The 22936-nt window shown below is 32.7% G+C and carries 16 protein-coding genes and 6 pseudogenes; 6 read left to right on the top strand and 16 right to left on the bottom strand.

Annotation, left to right across the window (positions count from 1 at the left end; translation table 11 throughout):
- Positions 1–269: 269 nt before the first annotated feature.
- Complete coding sequence (locus ABLV95_RS01010; RefSeq protein WP_021339382.1) at positions 270–1988, bottom strand: ABC transporter ATP-binding protein; 1719 nt, start codon at positions 1986–1988, stop codon at positions 270–272.
- A 240-nt stretch (positions 1989–2228) separates the two neighbouring features.
- Between ABLV95_RS01010 and pbp4 the strand changes: the two are divergent.
- Positions 2229–3522 (top strand): annotated as a pseudogene (pbp4, locus tag ABLV95_RS01005) (penicillin-binding protein PBP4).
- Positions 3523–3752: 230 nt separating this feature from the next.
- Here pbp4 and tagD read toward each other — a convergent pair.
- The 4 genes and pseudogenes from tagD to ABLV95_RS00985 form a co-directional block, all read right to left on the bottom strand.
- Positions 3753–4151: a glycerol-3-phosphate cytidylyltransferase gene (gene tagD, locus ABLV95_RS01000; RefSeq protein ID WP_021339380.1), complete on the bottom strand. Its 399-nt coding sequence runs from the start codon at positions 4149–4151 to the stop codon at positions 3753–3755.
- Between the two features lie 92 nt (positions 4152–4243).
- Positions 4244–5302: a glycosyltransferase family 2 protein gene (locus ABLV95_RS00995; RefSeq protein WP_460872393.1), complete on the bottom strand. Its 1059-nt coding sequence runs from the start codon at positions 5300–5302 to the stop codon at positions 4244–4246.
- Positions 5299–6390 (bottom strand): annotated as a pseudogene (gene tarB, locus ABLV95_RS00990) (teichoic acid glycerol-phosphate primase TarB). The gene ABLV95_RS00995 and the pseudogene tarB overlap by 4 nt, the downstream one beginning before the upstream one ends.
- A gap of 152 nt (positions 6391–6542) precedes the next feature.
- Positions 6543–7343: an ABC transporter permease gene (locus tag ABLV95_RS00985; RefSeq protein ID WP_069832640.1), complete on the bottom strand. Its 801-nt coding sequence runs from the start codon at positions 7341–7343 to the stop codon at positions 6543–6545.
- 395 nt (positions 7344–7738) lie between these two features.
- Here ABLV95_RS00985 and tagH point away from each other — a divergent pair, with 395 nt between their 5' ends.
- Entirely contained in the window at positions 7739–8533 is a 795-nt protein-coding gene (gene tagH / locus ABLV95_RS00980; protein WP_069832639.1) for a teichoic acids export ABC transporter ATP-binding subunit TagH, read from the top strand.
- Between the two features lie 78 nt (positions 8534–8611).
- Here tagH and tarA read toward each other — a convergent pair whose 3' ends face one another.
- A complete protein-coding gene (tarA, locus tag ABLV95_RS00975) occupies positions 8612–9358 on the bottom strand; it encodes an N-acetylglucosaminyldiphosphoundecaprenol N-acetyl-beta-D-mannosaminyltransferase TarA (protein WP_427705321.1) in 747 nt (248 codons plus the stop codon).
- Positions 9359–9600: 242 nt separating this feature from the next.
- Here tarA and ABLV95_RS00970 point away from each other — a divergent pair, with 242 nt between their 5' ends.
- A complete protein-coding gene (locus ABLV95_RS00970; RefSeq protein WP_277575867.1) occupies positions 9601–10350 on the top strand; it encodes a M50 family metallopeptidase in 750 nt (249 codons plus the stop codon).
- A gap of 147 nt (positions 10351–10497) precedes the next feature.
- Here the strand turns inward: ABLV95_RS00970 and ABLV95_RS00965 are convergent, their stop codons facing one another.
- The gene (locus tag ABLV95_RS00965) at positions 10498–11142 is read right to left on the bottom strand and encodes a metal-dependent transcriptional regulator (RefSeq protein ID WP_460872392.1); all 645 of its coding nucleotides are present in this window, start codon (positions 11140–11142) and stop codon (positions 10498–10500) included.
- Positions 11143–11262: 120 nt separating this feature from the next.
- On the opposite strand from ABLV95_RS00965, the gene ABLV95_RS00960 reads away from it, so the two are divergent.
- The 3 genes and pseudogenes from ABLV95_RS00960 to mntC all read left to right on the top strand — a co-directional run bounded on the left by ABLV95_RS00960 (position 11263) and on the right by mntC (position 13785).
- Entirely contained in the window at positions 11263–11985 is a 723-nt protein-coding gene (locus ABLV95_RS00960) for a metal ABC transporter ATP-binding protein (protein ID WP_069832636.1), read from the top strand.
- A 23-nt stretch (positions 11986–12008) separates the two neighbouring features.
- Positions 12009–12847: pseudogene (locus ABLV95_RS00955) on the top strand (metal ABC transporter permease).
- The gene (mntC, locus tag ABLV95_RS00950; RefSeq protein ID WP_427705324.1) at positions 12844–13785 is read left to right on the top strand and encodes a manganese ABC transporter substrate-binding lipoprotein MntC; all 942 of its coding nucleotides are present in this window, start codon (positions 12844–12846) and stop codon (positions 13783–13785) included. Before ABLV95_RS00955 ends, mntC begins: the two are co-directional and overlap by 4 nt.
- A gap of 447 nt (positions 13786–14232) precedes the next feature.
- Here the strand turns inward: mntC and ABLV95_RS00945 are convergent, their stop codons facing one another.
- The 9 genes and pseudogenes from ABLV95_RS00945 to ABLV95_RS00905 all read right to left on the bottom strand — a co-directional run bounded on the left by ABLV95_RS00945 (position 14233) and on the right by ABLV95_RS00905 (position 22923).
- Positions 14233–14301, bottom strand: coding sequence for a hypothetical protein (locus ABLV95_RS00945; RefSeq protein ID WP_460872865.1), 69 nt, complete (start codon positions 14299–14301; stop codon positions 14233–14235).
- Positions 14302–14523: 222 nt separating this feature from the next.
- A complete protein-coding gene (locus tag ABLV95_RS00940; protein ID WP_460872391.1) occupies positions 14524–16575 on the bottom strand; it encodes a cation:proton antiporter in 2052 nt (683 codons plus the stop codon).
- 495 nt (positions 16576–17070) lie between these two features.
- Positions 17071–17518: pseudogene (locus ABLV95_RS00935) on the bottom strand (Na+/H+ antiporter subunit G).
- Positions 17493–17794 (bottom strand): annotated as a pseudogene (gene mnhF2 / locus ABLV95_RS00930) (Na+/H+ antiporter Mnh2 subunit F). The pseudogenes ABLV95_RS00935 and mnhF2 overlap by 26 nt, the downstream one beginning before the upstream one ends.
- Complete coding sequence (mnhE2, locus tag ABLV95_RS00925) at positions 17791–18273, bottom strand: Na+/H+ antiporter Mnh2 subunit E (protein ID WP_069815169.1); 483 nt, start codon at positions 18271–18273, stop codon at positions 17791–17793. The pseudogene mnhF2 and the gene mnhE2 overlap by 4 nt, the downstream one beginning before the upstream one ends.
- Positions 18273–19775, bottom strand: a pseudogene (gene mnhD2, locus ABLV95_RS00920) (Na+/H+ antiporter Mnh2 subunit D). The gene mnhE2 and the pseudogene mnhD2 overlap by 1 nt, the downstream one beginning before the upstream one ends.
- Complete coding sequence (gene mnhC2 / locus ABLV95_RS00915; RefSeq protein ID WP_002508404.1) at positions 19768–20118, bottom strand: Na+/H+ antiporter Mnh2 subunit C; 351 nt, start codon at positions 20116–20118, stop codon at positions 19768–19770. Before mnhC2 ends, mnhD2 begins: the two are co-directional and overlap by 8 nt.
- Positions 20115–20540, bottom strand: coding sequence for a Na+/H+ antiporter Mnh2 subunit B (gene mnhB2 / locus ABLV95_RS00910; protein ID WP_002508405.1), 426 nt, complete (start codon positions 20538–20540; stop codon positions 20115–20117). The genes mnhC2 and mnhB2 overlap by 4 nt, the downstream gene beginning before the upstream one ends.
- Complete coding sequence (locus tag ABLV95_RS00905; RefSeq protein ID WP_460876165.1) at positions 20527–22923, bottom strand: DUF4040 family protein; 2397 nt, start codon at positions 22921–22923, stop codon at positions 20527–20529. The genes mnhB2 and ABLV95_RS00905 overlap by 14 nt, the downstream gene beginning before the upstream one ends.
- Positions 22924–22936 lie beyond the last annotated feature (13 nt).

Genomic DNA, 22936 nt, shown 5'->3' with positions numbered 1-22936 from the left:
ACATTTATAACAATCTTTAATGTGTTTACTTTTATATTACTTATCCCTGTTTAGTTAATTCAGTTATTTATAAATTTAGTTATATACTTTTCAAGTCATCGTTTCTTAATAATGCACAATAATTATAGCATGTATGGACTTTATATAAAATAACAATTTTATAGTTCGATTATCACAGTGAGAAACATAATTTCAAACGGGAAATGTCCGAGTTTTCTTATGAAAGCGAATACATCAATGTGGTTTTCAAACGTGTTTTTCGCTTTTTACTATTTTGATAAATTTTGCGTGCGTACAAATTGTTGATATTTTTCGTGATTTTCCATTAATTCTTGATGGCTTCCTTTACCTGTAACTTCACCACCATCAATAAAGATAATTTGTTCTGCTTTTTTAATAGTAGAAAGTCTATGTGCAATAACAACTGTCGTACGATTTTCCATTAGTTCTTCTAATGCATCCTGAATTTTACGTTCACTTTCACTATCTAAATTGGCAGTAGCTTCATCTAGTAATAAAATATCTGGATTTTTAACAAAGCTTCGTGCAATATCTATACGTTGACGTTGTCCACCAGATAATTTCAAACCACGTTCGCCCACTATCGTATCGTAGCCATCATCAAATTGTTCGATAAACTCATGACAATTGGCTAACTGTGCATAATGGATTAGCTCATCCTCTGTCACTTCACGGTTGATACCGTACAAAATATTATCTTTAATCGTACCATTCATTAATGCGTTAGATTGCATCACGTAACCAATTTTCTCACGCCAATCTCCTAGCGAGATATCGTAAATAGATTTACCACCATATGTAATGTGACCCTCTTCAATTTCATACATACGTTCTATAATATTAAAGATTGTACTTTTACCTGACCCCGATGGCCCAACGAATGCTGTTACTTTGCTTGGTGGTATATCAAAAGAGACATTTGAAAGTATCGGTTTAACGCCATATTTAAAATCAACATTTGCAAATGTTAGGCTACCATCAATGATTTCGCTTCCTTGATTTGACTCCAGTGGTTCGGTAGGTTCTTCCATAATTTCATAAATACGGCTACTAGCACCTACTGCTCTTTTATAATCCGTCACTAAAGTAGATAAATTAACGAGTGGCGCAGAAAGTTGAATAACGTAGAAAATCATTGCAATTAATGTTCCAGCCGTAATCGCACCAGTAGAAATTCTAATCGCACCAAAACCTAAAATAATAGCTATCGTAAGTAACATGATCATTCCAGTTATAGGTTGTATGATAGCTGTAATTTTTGCTTGTTTTAAACCTAAAAAATAAATTTCTTTCAAATTTTTATGCGCATTATCCAATTCAAGCTTTTCAGTACTTGATATTTTAACTAAGCGCATTTCTGTTAATACGCGGCCAAGCAAACCACTAAAGTTAGCAATTTCTGATTGCGTTTTTTTAGATATATTTTGCATAATCTTACCTAAAGGTATCATGATAAGAATAAATAATGGGATTGTGATAAAAGTTAATAATGTCATTTTCCAATCCATTATAAAAAGCATAATTAACGAACCTATAATTGTTAATAAGGAAGGTAATAAATTGGGCAATTTACGCGAGATAAATTCATTTATTACTTTTGTATCATCTGTTAAACGACTCATTAATTGACCGCTTTCGTTTTGATCAAAGAATGGCATTTTCAAATGAATAATATGTCGCCATAGGACTGAGCGAATGGCATAAATAATCTTTTCACCAATCTTACTTAATAAATATAAGCCTAAACCACTCAGTAACGCATTTATGATAAATATAGCTATAAATGCGGCAATGAACATCCAGTTAATATCTTCAAAAGAAAATTCATCAACAAGTTTACCAGTGAAAAAAGGTACGGCTAGTCCTGTGATACTACCTAATGAAGAAATTGTTACAGCAATCACAATCAGCCCCACTGGCCAAGATAATTTTTTAAATAAGTAGAACAATGGATTCTCTTGCTTCATGTTTATTACCTCTTCTAAAATTATTTTGAAATTCAGTTACTATTTAATGAAAATGAGCAGTTCACCATAATAGTAATACAGATGTTACGCATACAACTCCACACAACAAGGTTTCATACAATCATTTATCTATAGCACAACAAGGCTAAAAACCATTGTTATAACATTTTATTATTGACCTAAATGTGCTAAGATATTTCTATTGCACTAAAACTGAATATATTAAGAGGGAATGTAATTATGAGAAAGTTAATTCTGACAATCATAACTGTACTCTTCGTTGGTACAATTATAACACCTTTTGCCGATGCAGAAACAGTAACACCTACTCAAGCGGCAAACCAATATGGTCAAAGTGTTTCCGAAGACTACCAACCAGAAGGTGCAGTTAATGTTGCACAAACAGGTCAAATTCTTTATCAGTATCAGATGGATAAAGATTGGTACCCTGCTTCAATGACCAAGCTGATGACAATGTACCTCACACTTGATGCAGTCAATAAAGGAAAGTTATCTTTAGATGATACTGTAGAAATTACAGAAGATCATTATCGAATGTCCACTTTACCAAAAATTAGTAACACGAAACTATATCCAGGTGAGACATACACTATCAAAGAATTACTTCAAATAACAGTCTCAAACTCTAGTAATGTCGCTGCACTTATTTTAGCAAAAGAAGTTTCTGGTAATGTTTCAGATTTTACAGACGCAATGAATGAAAAAGCAAAATCTCTAGGCATGAAAAACACTCATTTCGTTAACCCAACAGGCGCAGAAAACACTCTGTTAAAGGATTTTACGCCAGAGAAATATAAAGATCAACAGAGTTCTACATCAACAGCGAAAGATTTTGCTATTTTATCACAACGTGCAGTTCAAGACACACCAAAAATCCTACACTTTACAAAACAACTTGCACCTACACAACACGGCGTTACTTATTACACCTTCAACCATTCACTTGAAGGTGCTGATATGAGTTTAGAAGGTACTGACGGTTTGAAAACTGGTTCAAGCGACATCGCAGATTACAACCACACCATTACAACCGAACGTGATGGTTTTAGAATTAATCAAGCTATCATGGGAGCCGGCGATTATAAGTCGCTCGGTGGAGAGAAAGAACGTAATAAGATTGGGAACGCCTTAATGAATATGTCTTTTGATCAATATAAACGTGAAAAGATATTATCTAAAGGTGAACAAGAAATTAATGGCGATACGTATTATGTAGAAAAAGACCTTTATGATGTGTTACCAAAAGAGTTTGATAAAAATGATTACAAACTCGTGGTGGAAGATGGCAAAATACATGTTGATTATGATCGAGAATTTATTTCTGATAAATATGGTCCACCAACAGTAAGTGTGAAAAAACCACTCGTTCATAAAACAACTACAGTTGTCCAATCATCATGGGGTGACCATCCAATACTAACATTGCTTGGGTACGGTCTTAATCATTACTGCACTTGCAATTATTGTTTATCTCATTTTAGATAAATTCAGAAAAAAATCAAAACGTAAATAATTAGTCTTGCTCGTTGAATAGCACTGCTCCTATTCAATACATTTAACTTAAAACCACTTTCATTAAATTCGATTTAAAATGAATTTATATGGAAGTGGTTTTTTCAATATAAAAACCCAAGTCATCTCAATTTTGTGTAAACACAAAAACGAGATGACTTGGGTTAGTTAACTTTAATATTCAGTTTTAAAAAGTGATGCCTTCGACAAAAAATCTATATCAAACTCACTTTATTTTTCTGCGTCACCATAAAGCTCTTTTTTAATTTTAGTTGTTGAGATACCTTCTGTACGATTTAAGTAAATGACTTCACATTTCTCTTTCAAGAAATCAAATTCACCTTCCCAATCGTGGCCCATAACGAATGTATCTATTTCATAACGGTCAACATCGATTTCTTTTTGACCCCAACCGCCTTCAGGAATGACTAAATCAACGTAACGAATTGATTCTAACATCATTTTACGTTGTTCGTAATTGTAATATGATTTTTTATTTTTCACACGATTGAACTCATCCGTTGATAATGCTACAACTAAGTAATCGCCCATTTCTCTCGCTCTTCTCAATAATTCTATATGTCCGTAATGTAATAAATCATACGTACCATAAGTAATCACACGTTTCATAAGTATATCTCCCTTTACAGAATATTAATTTAAAATTTACATTTTTAAAAATTATAGCATATTGCTCAAAAGTTTACGAATTCTGTCATTTTTTAGCGTTTTAAATAATATTTTAATTTCATCTTTCCTCTTGATTTTGCACGCTTTGGCGACACTTCTACTTTAAAACGATAATAATTAGGTCTACCGATTCCAACACTTAATAGTGTTTCTCTCCATTGTTGATAAAGTGCTTTATTCCATTTTTTACTCCCTTGCTCAACTACTTTAATTATTCTAAACATAGCCTTACCAGAGTAATCTGTTTTTTGCATTTCGTTGATATATGTTGTTACAGTATCTAATAATTTTTTAGTAATCACATTATTCTTTTCGATATACGCTTGTAGTAAATAACTTACTATTAATTCATCCATTCGATAGCTATAATACGTTCTTTCATCTTTAGATGACAACAAGTCCATTACACGTGTTCTTACTTTTAAAGCATCTAACATGTAAGATTCAAACTGTTCTGCACGTTGATTTGTAACAGATCCTTCTATTTCATTGTATCCATATACAATATTAGGTAATAATTGAATTTTTTTCGCCTTTTTATATGCTGTTATAATAAAACAATGTTCTTCACAAAAAACAACGTCTTCATCAAATCTTAAATCAGCAAACTGTGCACTAAACATTTTCCCACCTGGACCAATTGACTGCATGATATCAGGGCATTGCGCTAACTCTACCTTCTCTAGCTTTTGAATTTCTTGATGCGTATATATTGGTTGCCACTCACCATGTTTACCTTTAGCGATTTGACCTAAAACGATATCCACATCTTCCGCTTTTTGATAAAAATCTGCCATAAAATCAATTCTACTCGTTAAAAATTCATCATCAGCATCTAAAAACATAAATACGTCACCAGTCATATGCGCAAGTCCTTTATTTCTACTTGCAGCTGCACCTTTGTTCTCCTGGTTAATTAGCGTAATATTTGGGTACTCTTTTTGTAATTGCTCTAGAACTGTTCTACTCTCATCGGTAGAGCCATCATTGATACAGATAATTTCATAATTTTGTTTCGTATCTACCGATGCAATCGCTCTACGAATTGTACTTGCCGCATTATATACAGGAATTATTATTGATATTTTCATAGTTTCACCATTTCCTCTATATAGTGAATGACTTGCGTTAAACTATCTTTAGCATTGTACTCATGCCAAGTTTCAAATAGTGGAGACCATACTATACTATTTTCTTGTAGTTTACGCACTAACTCATCTTCACTATAAGCTTTATATTGGGCGGGTATGTCATAATAAAATGAATTCAAACCGCGTTCCTTTTCATATTGCTTCTCATCGTATACATAAAATAATGTAGGTTTATCTAAAATACTTGCTTCAATTGCCAATGAACTATAATCACTTATAATCACATCTGCCATAATCATCAGAGATTGCAAGTTAATCGTTGTTTGATTATCGTTTGCTATAGAGGGATGTAATTTACTCAATAAAGTATAGTTCGGCAGTGCAGTTTCAAAATTCACTTTATCAATATTACGGTTAGATTGCTTATGTTCTCTATATGTCGGCACATATACTGCTACTTTTCCTTCTATACCATATTGTTTCTTAAGCTCTTGCTGTCTTTTTTCAACATTTAATAATGTATAAGGTACTAATCTTGGCAGGCCTGTTTTTAAAAACTGTTCGTCGGCGGCTTCAAATGCATCTTTAAAACAAGTGACCATAGGTTCTCCACCAACTAAATATTTATCTGTTGCTCGGTAAACCTTTTGATACTGATTGACCATTGGTTTATTCGATAAGTCCACTTGGTGATCTTGGAGCCCAAAGTTTTTAAGTGCACCAAGCAGCGTGCCACGTTTGAATCACTGTCTGATTCGTCTTTTTCTTGAAACCACCAAACATTAAATAATACGTATCAATTATTATCACCTTGGCAGTGCTTAATGCTTTAATATGTTGAAATACTTTTTTATTACCTGCAGGTAGAAATGTCACATTTTCAAATTGTTGTATATATTTTCTATTTTCTTCGTTACCTATTACTGTAATTTTATATAATTTTCTATTTAACGCTTCTACAATGGGCAATACATCTTCTGCAAATGTCATCATGACCACGATATGATTATTCTTCAGCTTTTTTTACTATAAATTAAATTTAATAAGCTAATGATAAACATATAAAGCTTTTTGATTATCTGTCTCACAAATTCCACCGCCAATTTAAATTTCGACTACTATTGTTTACATTATATCTGTCTTACACTAAAAATTATAGAAAAATCCTTTAACAACTATTTCAGTCATTAAAGGATTCATGGCTACTCAAATAATATGAGTTAGTATTTTAAATTTCAACTTACATAAAGTCTGCGAATTGATCTCTATAACGCATATGCATAATAGAACCTACTACAAATAAGAAGATAATAATAAACATGTTATAAAGCGTCAATTCCCAATGCGTAATAAAGTACCATTCTTTATGTAGCACTGCAGAACGATATGCTTCTGCAAGATAATATATAGGATTTAATTTCATTACATCTTTTACAATGCCTTCTGGTGGCACAATCAAAATAGAAGATGCAAAGAACACCATTCTCATCAATGCTTGAATCGCTTGTTGGGTATCTTTCACAAGTACACCAAGCGTTGAAGTAAATAATGCAATTGCTGTTGTAAGAATTAGTGCAAATGGCACGTATAAAAACAGCTGCAACGTATAAATCGTAGGATAATAACCTGCTAACATACAAAGTAAAATAACTACAACAAGTAACGCAAGATGTCCATAGAATCTACTCATTACAATATACGATGGGATAATCGACAGTGGAAAATTCATTTTTGCCACTTGATTATATTTAGTCGCTATTGATTTTGTACCTTCTAATATACCTTGGTTAACAAAGAACCACATGCTAATACCTACGAGCAACCAATAAATAAATGGCACGCCATCTACCGGGCCGTTATCTCGAATTCCTAAACCAAACACAAACCAATAAACCATAATTTGCATTGCTGGATTAATCAGTTCCCAGGCTGTGCCTAAATAGTTGTTTGTATTAGTGATTTTCATTTGGAACTGAGCCAATCTCTGAATAAGATAGAAATTTTTAAAATGCTCTCTAAAAACTACCCACACTGCATTCATTTTAATAAACCACACTTTCAATCGATTTACCTTATCACATTCCATTTGCGATGTTACACTTAAATTTAATATACGCTTTATTGTCTATCTTAACAACTTTCATTTACTATCGTAAATCAGAATAGCTAAAAAGTGCTATAAATGATATATTTTTGTATACTAAGTGATGAAACAACGTTAATGAAAAAATGAGATATAAGCTATCGTAACTTTATATTTTTCATTAATTTATCTTTATAGTTGATTTTATAACGTAAGTTCAGTAAAATTTAACAACTGTATAAAACTTCACTTCGTTAAATTGTACTCACTTACTTTACAATAGGTTTATAAATTTAACAACTAATATAATATATAATATAATAAGAGTAACTGTAAATAAGGAAGGTAAAATTATGAATGTATCGGTTGATATTAAAAATGTGACTAAAGAATATCGTATTTATCGTAATAACAAAGAACGCTTAAAGGATGTCCTTCTTCCTTTTCATGAAAATAAAACTTTTTATGCTTTAAATGACTTGTCTATAACGGCACACGAAGGTGATGTCATTGGTCTTGTTGGTATCAATGGTTCTGGAAAATCTACACTAAGTAATATGATTGGTGGATCATTATCTCCTACAAGTGGCGGTATCAAACGTGAAGGCGATGTAAGTGTGATTGCTATTAACGCAGGGTTAAATGGCCAACTCTCTGGTGTCGAAAACATCGAATTCAAAATGCTATGCATGGGCTTTACTAGAAAAGAAATCAAAGCATTGACACCTGAAATCATTGAATTCAGTGAACTTGGAGAATTTATTTATCAACCAGTTAAAAAATATTCGAGTGGTATGCGTGCAAAATTAGGCTTTTCTATCAATATCACTACTAATCCAGATATTTTAGTCATCGATGAAGCGTTATCTGTTGGTGACCAAACGTTCGCTCAAAAATGTTTAGATAAAATATTCGAATATAAAAAACAAGGCAAAACTATTTTCTTTGTAAGTCATAATATGAAACAAGTCCGTGATTTCTGCACTAAGATTGCTTGGATTGAAGCAGGTAAACTTAAAGAATTCGGTGAATTAGACGATGTATTACCTGAATATGAAAAATTCTTGAATGATTTTAAAAAACGTTCTAAAGCAGATCAAAAGAAATTTAGAAGTGATTTAGATAATTCTAGGTTTGTAGTTAAATAACACTAGAATTATTACTGGTTTCATGTTAAAAAATAAAAGCGTAAATTGCAGTGAATTTAAACTGCAGTTTACGCTTTTTTACTTCTTGCGCGTTTCTTTAATTACTTTAAATATAAATCGAGGTATTGATTTCATTCTTCCTAAGCGTTTCCAATCTATAATCACACGGTAAACCCACTCTAAATTCAAGCGTCTAAATAATGCGGGCGCTCTTTTCTTCGTGCCACTAAACACTTCTATCGAGCCACCTACGCCCATCAATACTGTTTGAGTAAATGTATTCATGTGTCGTTCAATCCAGTGTTCTTGTCTAGGATATCCCATTCCCACAAAAACATAATCAGGATTAAATGAGGTGATTTGTCTTAATACCATTTCATCTGTTAAATCAAAAAAACCATGATGAAAGTCAAAGTGAATGTTTGGATACTTTTGCGCTAAATTTTGTTGTGCTTTGATAACAATTTCATTCTTTGCACCTAGTAAAAACACTTTTTGATGATTGGCATTAGCGATTTTCAAGCATTCTTCCATTAGTTCAATGCCAGGCACTCGTTCTTTCAAGGGGGTTCTAAGTAACTTAGAAGCTTTTACAACGCCTGTGCCGTCCGGGATGACATAATTCGCACTATTAATTAAATTACGGTATGTAACATTGTCCGTAGCGTAATCCACTATTTCTGGATTTGCAGTAACAATAAATAAATTTTCTGGACTATTGGATAAGAAAAACTGCTTAACATTCTCTCGCATGTCCTCTAAAGTAACATTATCAAAATATACTGATAAGACGTTTACTTTATTTAATTTGTTGCTTTCCGTCATGGTTGGTGATCTCCTAACTCAAAATACATCAAATGTAATTTAACGTTTAATTATTATTGTAATATTAACACATTACGCGATTTACAGAAATTTTAAAACTGTTCTTACTTTCATTCTTATAATATACATCAAAAGTCTAAATGCTTTCTTGTCTAAATTACTTTATACTATAGATTATGCTATGACAACCTTACTTCTTTAATAAATATGAGGTTGTTGAAATATTAAATCGAGGTAATCATATGACAAAAATACATGAATTTTTCAGTTCAGCTATTCAACTCAATTTATATTGGGTTATGATTATAGCTCTGCTTTATATAATTATTCATAATTATCGTAATAAACCGATAAACCGAATTTTAGATATATATTTAAATTACATCCCTGTATTAACACATGAATTTGGACACATTTTATTCAATAAAATAAGTGGTGGGAAAGCCAAAGATTTAGTTATCGTTGCATCTCCTACTGAACGTGTTGCTACGTCGCAACAAGGATTCGCTGTGACACAATCAAAAAGTCGCTTCGGTCAATCTATCACTACATTCGGTGGTTATATCATGCCACCACTCATGTTATTTTTAGGTTTTTTAGCTATTGAATTTCAATACCCCAGTTTATTTATAAGTGCGTACTTAATTATATTTATTTATTTTTTAATACTGACTTCAAGAAAGATACTGCCAATCTTCATGGTTATTTTACTTATTGCATTACTCTATTTTTTGTTCCAAAGTGATAATCAATTGATGATGTTTTACATTGTAAGTCTTACATCTCACTTTATATTAGGTGTCTTATTAGGCGAAGTCTTGCAATCTTCAGTCACTATTTTTAAACTGACCTTCTCACAACAACCTGTGTCTTGGGATGGTAGTACTTTAAAAGAATTAACACATGTCCCTACTTTTATTTACAGCTTAATATGGATAGCGATTAATATCTTCACCATTTATCAATTATTTCATGGGTACTTTTTTACTTAATAACTTAGCTTGAGACTGGGACATATCACATGTCTCAGTCTTATTTTTATATTAGCAGGGGCTGACTGAATTGAAAATGCGCTTATTTCAAGCTTTAAAAAAACAAAAAAAGTGGTTGCTAAAAGCAATCCACTCCAGAAATATTATTTATTTTTCAGCGTAAATATGCGCCGCATTATCATAGCTTAAAATTGTCACGTTTTCGTCTTTTTGGACAATAATCACTTTATTTGTATCATCTTTATTAATGATTTTAATTTCCTCATCAATTAATATATCTTTGCTCGATAAATATATCAGTAATTCAGTACGATCACGAACACGTTTAATCGTTACCTTATCATCAGCCTCAAATGTAAGTAAATTCGTGGTATAAAGTTCTTTGTATTTACTATCACGTGGTATCACGCCGCCGTGAGGACAAGTGATTGGATAATCTAATAATTTATCCAATCGTTCTACAAACAAATTGGATACTTTATGCTCTAAAACTTCTGCTTCTTGATGTACTTCTTCCCAATTATATTTCAATATTTTTATTAAAAACAATTCAATTAAACGATGACGCTTAATAATATCCAGCGTGTATGTTAAACCTTTATCTGAAAGCCGCACACCTTTGTATGGTTTTGTTTCAACATACCCAGTTTTTTCTAAACGGTGAACCATTTCACTGACTGAAGGTGGTTTGATGTTTAAATATTGGGATAGTGTCTTATTTGAAACAAAAAAATGATCACCATTGTGCGTTAAAATCGCCTTTAAATAGTCTTCTTTTTCTTCAGTTAGCATTATCTCACCTCTCAACTCATTCACTTCATTGTATCACGAATCGACTTGACACGCTAAATCTTCATGGTATATTATAAAATAAATTAGGTTAGCCTAAAAATATTATTAAGGAGGTCTAATATGTTAAAGGTAGAAAATCTAAATCTAACTTTAGGGAATAAACATGTCTTAGAAGACATTGATTTAAACATACCTATAAAAGGCGAGATTATTGGCATAATGGGGCCAAATGGTGCTGGGAAATCATCTTTACTCAAATCTTTTATTGGGGAGTTTAAATCTACTGGGACTGCACGCTTAAACGATGATGATGTACATAATTCATTAAAATCTATCACCTATATTCCACAAAAAGCACATATTGACTTAGATTTTCCAATTGATGTCGAACATGTTGTTATATCAGGTGCATACAAAGATATTGGTTGGATTAAATGGGTGACGTCAGAAACTAAAAAACGGTTAAATCAATTGATGGAAACCTTGGAATTAGAAAATTTACGTCATCGTCAAATTTCACAATTAAGTGGTGGCCAGTTACAACGTGTACTTGTCGCACGTGCGCTAATGACGGAAAGTACGCTTTATTTGTTAGATGAGCCCTTTGTTGGTATTGATTTCCATAGTGAACAAATCATTATGACACAACTACAAAAATTGAAAAGTGAAGGTAAATTACTCTTAATTGTCCATCACGATTTATCAAAAACTGAAGAGTATTTTGATCGTGTCATACTTCTAAACAAAACAATTCGTTATTTTGGTGACAGTAGTACTGCAATGCTACCGGAGAATTTAAATAATACATTTTTAAATTCAACCACAAAAAATGAAGCGACTTAAAACAACAGAAAGGAGATAAATTTATTATGGAATTCATTCAACATTTACTCGATTATAAATTCTTAAGCAATGCCTTAATTATTTCAATCGTAGTTGGAATTGTATGTGGTACAGTTGGCTGTCTTATCGTCCTTAGAGGGCTTTCGCTAATGGGTGACGCGATGAGCCATGCTGTGTTACCTGGTGTAGCTCTATCTTTCTTATTCGGTATACCGATGTTTATCGGGGCACTCATTACAGGTATGATTGCCGAGCATATTCATTGGATTTATTACGAAAAACAGTAAAACCAAACCAGACGCCGCAATCGGTATCAGTTTTACAGCATTTTTAGCAATGGGTATTATTTTAATCAGTTTGATTAACAGTACCACTGACTTATACCACATATTATTTGGTAACTTGCTCGCTGTAACTCAATCAACATTTTGGTCAACAATTGTTGTTGGTGTGCTTGTTATGATATTAATCATACTATTTTACAGACCGTTAATGGTCTCAACATTTGATCCTGTATTTAGCCGAATGAGTGGTCTAAACACTACAATAACTCATTATTTTGTAATGCTGTTACTGTCTCTTGTAACTGTAGCCAGTATTCAAACTGTCGGTATTATTTTAGTTGTCGCGTTATTAATTACGCCAGCCTCAGCAAGCATTCTTAATTGCCAAAAAATTACATACAATGATGATTATATCAAGTCTGTTTAGTACAATCAGTGCGATTGTTGGTCTCTACTTTAGCTATCTTTATAATTTACCAAGTGGCGCAACAATTGTATTATGCGCATTCTTGATTTACGTCGTTACTTTTATATTAAGTAAATTTCAAATTTTTAATAAGAGAGGACAAACTATATGAAAAAAATAATAGCAATTGCACTTGTTTTCATCCTTTTTTTAAGTGCATGTAGCAATGGGAGCAATGAAAAAAATGAGAAAAATGATTCAGCTTCAAACGATAAATTAAAAATTGTTACGACAAATTCAATATTATACGATATGGTCAAAAACACTGCCGGTGATAATGTTGAAATACATAGTATTGTACCAATTGGCCAAGACCCTCATGAATATGAAGTTAAGCCAAAAGACATAAAAGCGTTAACTGATGCAGATATAATTTTTTATAACGGTTTAAACTTAGAAACAGGAAATGGTTGGTTTGAAAAAGCATTAAGTCAAGCCAATAAATCAACCAAAGATGATTCCGTAGTAAGACCTTCTGAAAACGTGGAACCTTTATATTTAGAAGGTGGCGAAGGTGATAAATCAAAACAAGATCCACATGCTTGGTTAAGTTTAGACAATGGTATTAAATATGTTGAAACGATCAAAGATACAATATTAAAACACGATAAAAAACATAATGATGAAATCAAAGCCCAAGGTGAAAAGTATCTTGGAGAACTAGAACAACTTAATAAAGAAAGTCATGATAAATTCAATGATATTCCTAAAGAGCAACGCGCAATGATTACAAGTGAAGGTGCTTTTAAATACTTCTCTAAACAATATGACATTAAACCTGGTTATATTTGGGAAATTAACACTGAAAAGCAAGGTACACCTGAGCAAATGAAACAAGCCGTTCAATTCGTAAAAGATAATAACTTGAAACATTTACTTGTTGAAACGAGCGTTGATAAGAAGAGTATGCAAAGTTTAAGTGAAGAAACGAAAAAAGACATCTTTGGCGAAGTATTTACTGATTCAATCGGTGAAAAAGGATCTAAAGGTGATTCTTATTACAATATGATGAAAGAAAATATCGAAACAGTACATGGCAGTATGGAATAAGTCGATAGGCTATTTAACCTTTTATAGGTGAATAGCCCCATGTCGTTCGTTACCCTCCTTATAACGTACGGCATGGTGGTATTCAAGCCTTAAAATCATCTCCTTAGCTCCATCAATGGTAGATTCCTCCCCCATTGATGGAGCTTTTTTTAGCGAAACTTCTTCCTAAAAGGAAGTTAGTTTCACTTATGCATGCGTCTTGACGCAGGCGTTCCTTAATCTTCCTGTTAAGATAGTGGCTCTTATGCATGCGTCTTGACGCGAGCGTTCCTTAATCTCCCTGTTAAGATAGTGGCTCTTATGCATAAAGACTTACTTTCCAATTCATTTGGGTTAGTAAGTCTTACGCATATGTGATCACTAAAATAGCTCAGGCCTTCCTTTAATCTCCTAAAAGGAAGTTAGTTTCGCTTATGTGTTCCCTTTACAAATGTATTACTCAATCGTTTATCTCATTGACTTTATTCCAAATAACCTTTGAATAAGTAATATATTCACTATAATTACAGGGTCTATTGATGGTCTTCCACTATTTAATTTACATATATTATTACTGTTTAAAAATGGCAGTAATTTGGGTCGACTCCTGCGAGAAAAGCACTAACCGAAGACTTCATGCTGAGGCTATTCCGCGGAATTTATGCACAAAAAAGTGCCGACAAAATCTTAGACTTTGTCGACACTCTAAAGTGACAGAATATATATTCTGTCACTTTTATGCTATTTAAAAATCATTCATTAGTCCGTTAAACTATCTACAATAATCATTTCATCATAATTTATTGCTTCACGTATTTTCAAAGCAGTAACTTCACTTACCTCTTCGTCTTCGACAAGTTGATTCAACACACGGCGTTGCTCTTTAAGTGCCGTTAATTTAATTTTTGTTATTGAATTCTCGTTTTTTGCATTAAAGAAATTAGATGGTGTTAAGTTATCTATACGTATAAGATAACTATCACAAATCATTCCTACTTCTAACTTATTATCTTCAGTTGTTTCTTTACCTAAACGACTTACAACACGGTAATGTACTGTACGTACAACATTAGAGATTTCTCGCAAGTTGTCGATGATTGATAATGAAGTAGTCGCATTGGTTTTAACTTTACGTTTAATTCTTCGTTTTAAAATCAAAGCTCTAAATTCAACCTTTATACGTTGAAGTAAAGAAGCTTGCTTATAGACTTGCGTACGTTCGGAATAACGCATATAGTTTTCTAGAACGTTAGAAGTTATATCTCCATTTTCTACTAAACTATTCAATGTACTATTTTCAACAGCAAATGCAATATTTTGTAGTCTTTGAAGTTCTTTCGTATTTTCATCTTCATTTTCCACAGTTTTTAAAAATGCTAATTTCTCATGATAATCCTTGATTACATTACCATATTGAAAACTAGATTCTACAGATGACATTTGATTTAAACTATCAATGACTTTTTCTAATATTAAAACACGTGCTCGCTTGAAACTCATTCCTTTTTGTTTCGGTTTTTCAGCATTTGGTGTAACTAATGGTAAGATAAATTGCGCAACAATCAAACTAATAATTACCATTCCAGATGCTATAAAAAGTAAATCATCCCTAAAAACAAAAGAATGATGATCCGCTAACACATACGGTAAAGTTAAGGCGATTGCTAACGAAATTGTGCCATGAACGCCGCACACCGTCATAATAAACGCATACATGCCACGTTTTGGAGGTGCTTCTGTCGGTTTCTTATTATCTTCATTATAAGAAATCATCTTTTGGAATGGACTGACTGGTAAGTAAAAGTAAGGATATAGTATGAACACCCACAAAAATCTAAATAAATATATCGCAAGTGCAATTAAACAAGTAACGACAATTAAGAAGATTAAATTATGTGGTTCATTTTCTATAATTCTTCCTACTACTTCAGGTATTAAATATCCCAAAATAGAAAATACAAAACCATTTAATGCATAGCCTAATATATTCCAAGTATGGTTATAACTCATTTGCAATCTCGTACGTGCTTGTGCAATACGGTCACGTTCAAAACCATGTACTAAACCTGCAACTACAGCGACGATGATTCCTGATGAATGAAACATTTCTGCCACTATATATGTCACAAACGGCGTAACAAGCTGTATAAATGTGAACATATTAATATTTTCAATACCACGTCTAGATAACGCCACTCTAAATCTTACTAAAGCTACCCCAATAAGAAGTCCAACAATAAAACCACCTATTGAAGAAATAAGAAATTGTTCAACAGCATGCGTCACTGAAAACGCACCTGTCACAAGTGTCGCTACAGCAATTTTAAAAGATATGATACCCGCAACATCATTTAAAAGTGATTCACCCTCTAAAATTGTCATAGATCCTTTCGGTAGCACTTTTCCATTTGTAATAGCTTGAACTGCAACGGCATCTGTAGGACATAATATAGCGACAAGCGCAAAAGCTGCAGCCATTGGTAATTCGGGCCAAATCCAATGAACAAAAAGCCCTACTACAATCACAGTAGTAATAACTAAACCTAATGCCATCATTAGCACCGGTTTAATATAGCGCCTTAAGTGGACACGCGAAACCTTAACCCCTTCTACAAAAAGTAATGGTGCAATTAATGCAACCATAAACAATTCTGAATCGAAATGAAGTTCAACAGGTACAGGTATCACATACACCAACATACCGAGTATAATTTGAATGAAGGCTAAAGGCACTTTCGGTATAAAAATGTGCACAAGTGAGCTAACGATAACCAGTGCTAAAAAAATGAGTATCGTTTCAAATATTTGCAAGGTTTCACCTCTTTTCAATTTAATTATTTTTCATAATTGTTGAGGTTGAAACAATAAATAATATCGTTTTTTAAATGAACATACTGTGTCTCAAACTCTTACACACTAATAACAAATAGTATAATCCCTATCACCTATTTGATTAATATTTTTTAAATTAACACAATTACAAATATATATTATTTTATCATTTTTTTACCCTTTGCTTAAACGTATTACACTTGAAAAGTTAAATTTTCTTTTTTATCTTCTAATATACAGTCTAATAAGCGATTAAATAGTGTTACATAATTTAATATTAAAATGACACTAAAATGCATATATAAAATGAGTATGATACATACGTACTCTAGATAATTAAAAAAATGATGAAAGCAGACTTATACCGATTATAAAAACAAAACACCAATCCATTAGAAAATAATAGATTGGTGTTTCAAAGTTGATAATGAGCTATTTATGTCTCACCCTTATCATTTTAAGCATTTATATATTTTAGTAATCCTGGTCTTTTTCATACGCATTACGTCTACGTTCTTCACGATTTTCTGCACGTTTTTTCAACATATCAAATGTATTATTTTCTTTAGAACTCAACAATATATTTGTTTGTCTTGGCGCATCACTTTTACGATACATGTAAGCCCCTGTGCGATAGGCGGCACGTGATATTAAGTGACCTCCGACTGGTGACGTTAAATTAATAAACACCAATGCCAAAATAAGTCGCACGCTTAAATAACCTTGTGAAGAAATAAAATAAATAATAACGCCTACAAGCGTCAGTAATACTGAAAGTGTAGAACTTTTAGTCGATGCATGACTTCGTAAAAATACATCTTGAAATTTAATTAAACCTATTGCACTTATTAATGCGATGATACTTCCTAAAAACATCATAAATGCTCGCTATTAAATTAACGATTTCGCTTGTTATTTGCATTGAAGACATGCCCCCTTCTATAAATCTAGAAATGGAAACGGTACTTACAAATGAAATGATAGCGATCAGTAGAATTGAATCAAGGAATGAGAATGTACCAAAGACGATGCTGAGCATACCTACCATAGACATAAGTATCGCACTTGCGGTATCAAAAGCAACTACCCTATCAGCAGTCGTTGGTCCTTTAATCAATCTAAATAAAGTTAATAATAATGCAATTCCAAACAAAATCAGTGCACTTGTAATGAAAAAATCAATAAGGGATTCTATCATTCTGCCACCTCCAATATGAGTCCTTCATATTGTCTAATACTTTTCAGCAATTTTTGCTTTTCTTTATCTGAGACATCAATTGCATGTATAAAGAACTTTTGTTTTTCTTTTGAAATTCTTATTACTGTTGAACCAGGCGTTATAATAATTAAAATTGTTAAAAAGCTAACTTCCCAATCACTACTTAATGTTGTTTCATAAGTTACTAAGCCGGGGTTTAAATCCTTAGTTTTGAATAAAATGTAATTAATTGTAGTCATGCTAGATGTGACTAACTGGTATAAATAAACAGCTAAAAATTTAATTGTTACCCAAACTTTTTTCAGATAAAATTGCTGTCCGAAAAAGCGATGTAAAATATAGATAACTAATAAGCCAATAAGGTAACCTGCGGAGAATGTTGATGCTTTAAAAGATTCTTCATCTTGAAAAAGCACCCATAAAAAAGCAATGACAATGTTAAGCAAGACTTGTTGCATTATTTATCCTCCTTCACTAAATGAGGGTTAACCATTTCTTCATATAGTCCATCATCCATATTTAAATGTGTCGCATTATCCGTCACTTTGAAAATCAATGGCGCCGCAAGTCCCATAGCTAGTATCACTGCTGTTAATATGCCAATGAGACCTTTACGATACGTAGGTATTTTTTTAAATGCTGTTTCTTCAGCTTTCTTCTCATTACCCAAATACATTGTGAAGAAGATTCTGAACAAGCTAAACATTGCAATTAAACTGGTAATTATCATTAAAGCTAAGCCAATATAATTACCGTTTTCTATAGCACCTTTAAAAATGAATACTTTACCAGGGAAACCACTAAATGGCGGTACGCCTCCGATTGCTAAGATCATAACTACAAAAGCTACGCCAAAGAATGGTTCTTGTTTGGCTAGACCATTTAGATTTCGATATTGTCTGTATCCAGTAATATAGACTAAGCTACCAATAATAAAGAATAGCAATGTCTTAACGACAATGTCATTAGCTAAATAGAAAATAGCGCCATTAACACCAGCGTAGGTATTTGATCCTAATCCTAATATGATAAATCCAATTGAAAGTATAACTTGATATGCTGCAATCTTTTTAATATCACGATAAGCGAGTACGCCAAATGCTCCAATCAGCATTGTTATACAAGCTAAAAATACTAGTAATGGATGCGTGATGCCTTCATGACCATCAAAAATCAATGTAAAGAAGCGGATTAATGCATAAGCCCCTACTTTAGTCATTAATGCTCGCAAACAGTGCTCGCAAGTTCTGTATTTAAAACTGCATAGGCTTTAGGTAGCCACATAAAGAGCACTAATGCAGCTTTAGCACCAAACGCAATTAAAAAGACCATAGACACAATTGTTATAGCACTTTTGTCATTCATCTCATTCAACCGCTGTGCTACAAGGGCAAAGTTTAACGTACCTGTCAGTTTATAAAGCAAACCAATACCTAGAAGTAACAACCATGAACCAAGTATATTAAGTACCACATAAATAATTGCCGCACGTAATTGCTCGATGGATTGTCCTAATGTGATAAGTACGAAAGATGCCAATAACATAACTTCAAACATGACATATATATTGAATAAGTCAGCTGTTAAGAATGAACCTATAACACCTACAGTTAAGAATAAGATGAAACTTGGTAGATAATAGCGTATTGCTCTTTTCTCTGTTCTACCAAAACCATAAGCCATAATTAACGTAACAACAAAACTGGATGTAGTAACCATCAATAAACTTAATGAATCACCAACAAATTGAATACCAAAAGGTGCTTCCCATCCTCCAAAATCTAAGGCAATAGGTTTGTTATACATCACATGAATTAATAAGAACAATGAAATAACTGTTGTAACAGCCATCGTTCCAATTGAAAACATTCGAGACAATCTACTGTTTGTACGGATGAAGACAAGGACTAATGCACAAACTGCTCGGAAGAAGTAACGGTAGAATTAATAAATTACTCATTAGCATCGTCGTCATCACCTCTCAATACATCGATTTCATCTTCTTTTGTTACACGATACGTTCTATATACAAGTACTAATAGAAAAGCTGTCATTGCAAAGCCAATTACAATCGCCGTTAAAACAATTGCCTGTAATAAAGGATCAACAAAGTTTTTACTACCTTCTCCAATCAAGGGTTCAACCATATTCTTGCCATATTGACCCATACTCATAATAATTAAATTGCCCGCATGCGTGTAAATAGAAATACCTATAACGATTCTTATTAAATTAACTGATAATATCATATACGTTCCTATAAATATTAAGAAGCCAATAACCATTAATAATATAAGATTCATGAACGACCACCACTTATAGATAACATAACCGTTACGACGACACCTACAACAGATAATACAATACCTGCTTCAAATAACGTTACGGTCGTTAAATGTACTTCACCCAATAAAGGTAATTGTACATATGCATCAGTTTGGTAAAGGAACGGTTTACCAAAAAACATAGGTACAACTGCAGTAGCAAATGAAACTAATGAACCTATAATCATTAATATTCTAAAATCTAAAGGCAAAGCGACTAACACTTGTTTAACATCGAAGGCCAAGAACATTAAAATAAATGCTGAGCTAAATACAAGACCACCAATAAAGCCGCCACCTGGATTATTATGACCTGCCAAAAACAGATAAAATCCAAAAGTTAACAATATAAAAACGACAATTTTGGTTACCGTTCGTAATACAACATCATTCTCTTTCATCTTGACCCCTCCGTTCTTTAAAGTTAAGTAATGTATAAATTCCTAAACCAACAATGATGAGCACCATACCTTCAAATAAAGTATCTAGTGCACGGAAGTCACCAAGAATGGAATTCACAATATTTTTTCCGCCTGCTAATTCATATGCATCATGGTAAAACGTCGAAATTGTAGGCATCGAGTCACTTTGTTGTGCAATAAACACGAGCATGACTACAATCACTGCCATCAAGAGCGATACAATAATTTTGACCGCTTCACGTTTTTTGTGAACTTTTGTACGCGGTACGTTAGGTAGTCTTGAAAAACTAACAATAAATAATATTGTTGTAATCGTTTCTACAACTAATTGAGTTAATGCTAAATCGGGTGCTTTCATTAATATAAAGAATATCGTTACACAATAACCGATAATTCCGTTTAAAATAACCATTGTTAAACGTTGACGTATAAATGTTAACGCAATACCTAGTACAAATACGACAATTAATGTAATTACTTCTAACGGGCCAAATTCACTCACATGAATTTGTTGCACTTTTGGAAATCTCGCTTGAATAACTCCATATACCACAACCATTATAAAAATAAGTAAAGTTAATGTGATGTAATGATTTAAACGGTTATTCATTAAGCTACGAATTCCATATCCTGAATAGTGTTCAAATTGTTTATATGACCCTAAGTATAAATCTGTAATTGATTTCACTTTTATCTTATCAGCATATTTTTTCCAATCAATTTTAAATGCCGCTGTGAAACCAACAATCATTACAATCAAACTTAAAATCAACGGTAAATTAAATCCGTGCCACTGCGATACATGTGGCGCTATTTTATCTACATTTTCTCCAATTGTGATACTTCGTAACGCTGGTAAAATAATATAATGTCCAAATATATTTGGAACAAAGAATATGACCGGTAACAAAATCATCATAATTGCAGAAGGTAGTGTGAACATAAATGGTTCGTGTGGATTTTTTATTGGTAAATCTGCTTTCTGATAATCTCCCCAGAAAACTTCCTTAATCATGTAAACTGCATAAATCAAAGTGAATATACTAGCTACAACACCTATCACTGCAATAATTATCGTAAGGAATATATTGAATTGGGGTAATTGGTGCGCGCTCACAAGTCCGTCAAAGAACATTTCCTTACTCAAGAAGCCATTTAAAAATGGAATACCCGCCATCGATAAGGCAGAAAGTAACATTATGATATGTGTAATAGGAAACACTTTTCTTAAACCTGATAAGCGACGAATATCTCTTGTGCCTGTTTCATGATCAATAATACCTACACCCATAAACAGTGCACCTTTAAATAAAGCATGATTCATTAAATGGAATAAAGCTGCGAACAGTATTAGACCATAAATTTTAGAAAGTTCGCCTGTCGGATGTTGCGCAAACCCTCCACCAAGTCCTACCATTGATACAATCATACCTAGTTGACTAATAGTAGAATAAGCTAATATTGCTTTCATATCGACTTGGCGTGTTGCATTGACTGCACCAAAAATCATTGTGATTAGACCAACGAACGTAACACAATAAATATAAAAATCACTTAAACCTAATACAGGTGTGAATCTAAAGAGCAAGAATATACCTGCTTTAACCATTGTTGCCGAATGTAGATAGGCACTTACGGGTGTTGGCGCGACCATCGCTTTCGGTAACCAGATGTGAAATGGAAATTGAGCTGACTTTGTAAATACCCCTATTAAGATGAGAATAATAATAGGTATAAACAAGTCACTTTGGGCAATTTTATCACTCTGTGCAATAATTGAAGTTATTGAATTCGTGCCAGTTACAGTATAAATCATAATGAAGCCTGCTAGTAATGCCAAACCACCAAAAACTGTAATCATAAATGATTGTATGGCCCCAAATTGACTATCACCTTTATTGTACCAATAGGCGATAAGCAAGAATGAGGATACACTTGTTAACTCCCAAAACACATACATCAGAATCGTATTATTAGCAGTAACGATACCTAGCATACTGAGCATAAATAGTAATAAATATACATAAAAACGTGGTAAATTATCATGTTCTTTAGATAGATATTGAGTTGCATAGTAAAATACGGCTAATCCAATGAGTGAAATTAATAAACTGAAGAATAAACTCAATCCATCTAATCTAAAATCAATATTGATATCTAAAAGTGTCAGCCATGGAATCTTAACCGTTACAAAATGTCCCGCCATCACTCGAGGTAATTGCCATAAAAAGTAAATCGAAGAAATAATCGGTGCAATTAAAGCAATTTGACCTGCAAATCGCTGCAATTTAGGATTTGTTAGTGTGAACAATACCGCTACCATGATTATAATCAAGGCACCCAGTAAATATATTAAGCTCATCATATCCCTCCTT

The sequence above is a fragment of the Staphylococcus sp. Mo2-1 genome, assembly GCF_046721385.1.
Lineage (GTDB): Bacteria > Bacillota > Bacilli > Staphylococcales > Staphylococcaceae > Staphylococcus > Staphylococcus equorum_A.
Note: the sequence above shows the minus strand (reverse complement) of the source record. Positions and strands in the feature narration are given on the sequence as shown.

Excerpts from the sequence above, each read along its gene's own strand:
- ABLV95_RS01010 (WP_021339382.1), bottom strand. The coding sequence starts at position 1,988 with ATGAAGCAAGAGAATCCATTGTTCTACTTATTTAAAAAATTATCTTGG.
- tagD (WP_021339380.1), bottom strand. The coding sequence starts at position 4,151 with ATGAAACGTGTGATTACTTATGGTACGTATGATTTATTACATTACGGA.
- ABLV95_RS00995 (WP_460872393.1), bottom strand. The coding sequence starts at position 5,302 with ATGAAAATATCAATAATAATTCCTGTATATAATGCGGCAAGTACAATT.
- ABLV95_RS00985 (WP_069832640.1), bottom strand. The coding sequence starts at position 7,343 with ATGAATGCAGTGTGGGTAGTTTTTAGAGAGCATTTTAAAAATTTCTAT.
- tagH (WP_069832639.1), top strand. The coding sequence starts at position 7,739 with ATGAATGTATCGGTTGATATTAAAAATGTGACTAAAGAATATCGTATT.
- tarA (WP_427705321.1), bottom strand. The coding sequence starts at position 9,358 with ATGACGGAAAGCAACAAATTAAATAAAGTAAACGTCTTATCAGTATAT.
- ABLV95_RS00970 (WP_277575867.1), top strand. The coding sequence starts at position 9,601 with ATGACAAAAATACATGAATTTTTCAGTTCAGCTATTCAACTCAATTTA.
- ABLV95_RS00965 (WP_460872392.1), bottom strand. The coding sequence starts at position 11,142 with ATGCTAACTGAAGAAAAAGAAGACTATTTAAAGGCGATTTTAACGCAC.
- ABLV95_RS00960 (WP_069832636.1), top strand. The coding sequence starts at position 11,263 with ATGTTAAAGGTAGAAAATCTAAATCTAACTTTAGGGAATAAACATGTC.
- mntC (WP_427705324.1), top strand. The coding sequence starts at position 12,844 with ATGAAAAAAATAATAGCAATTGCACTTGTTTTCATCCTTTTTTTAAGT.
- mnhE2 (WP_069815169.1), bottom strand. The coding sequence starts at position 18,273 with ATGCAACAAGTCTTGCTTAACATTGTCATTGCTTTTTTATGGGTGCTT.
- mnhC2 (WP_002508404.1), bottom strand. The coding sequence starts at position 20,118 with ATGAATCTTATATTATTAATGGTTATTGGCTTCTTAATATTTATAGGA.
- mnhB2 (WP_002508405.1), bottom strand. The coding sequence starts at position 20,540 with ATGAAAGAGAATGATGTTGTATTACGAACGGTAACCAAAATTGTCGTT.
- ABLV95_RS00905 (WP_460876165.1), bottom strand. The coding sequence starts at position 22,923 with ATGAGCTTAATATATTTACTGGGTGCCTTGATTATAATCATGGTAGCG.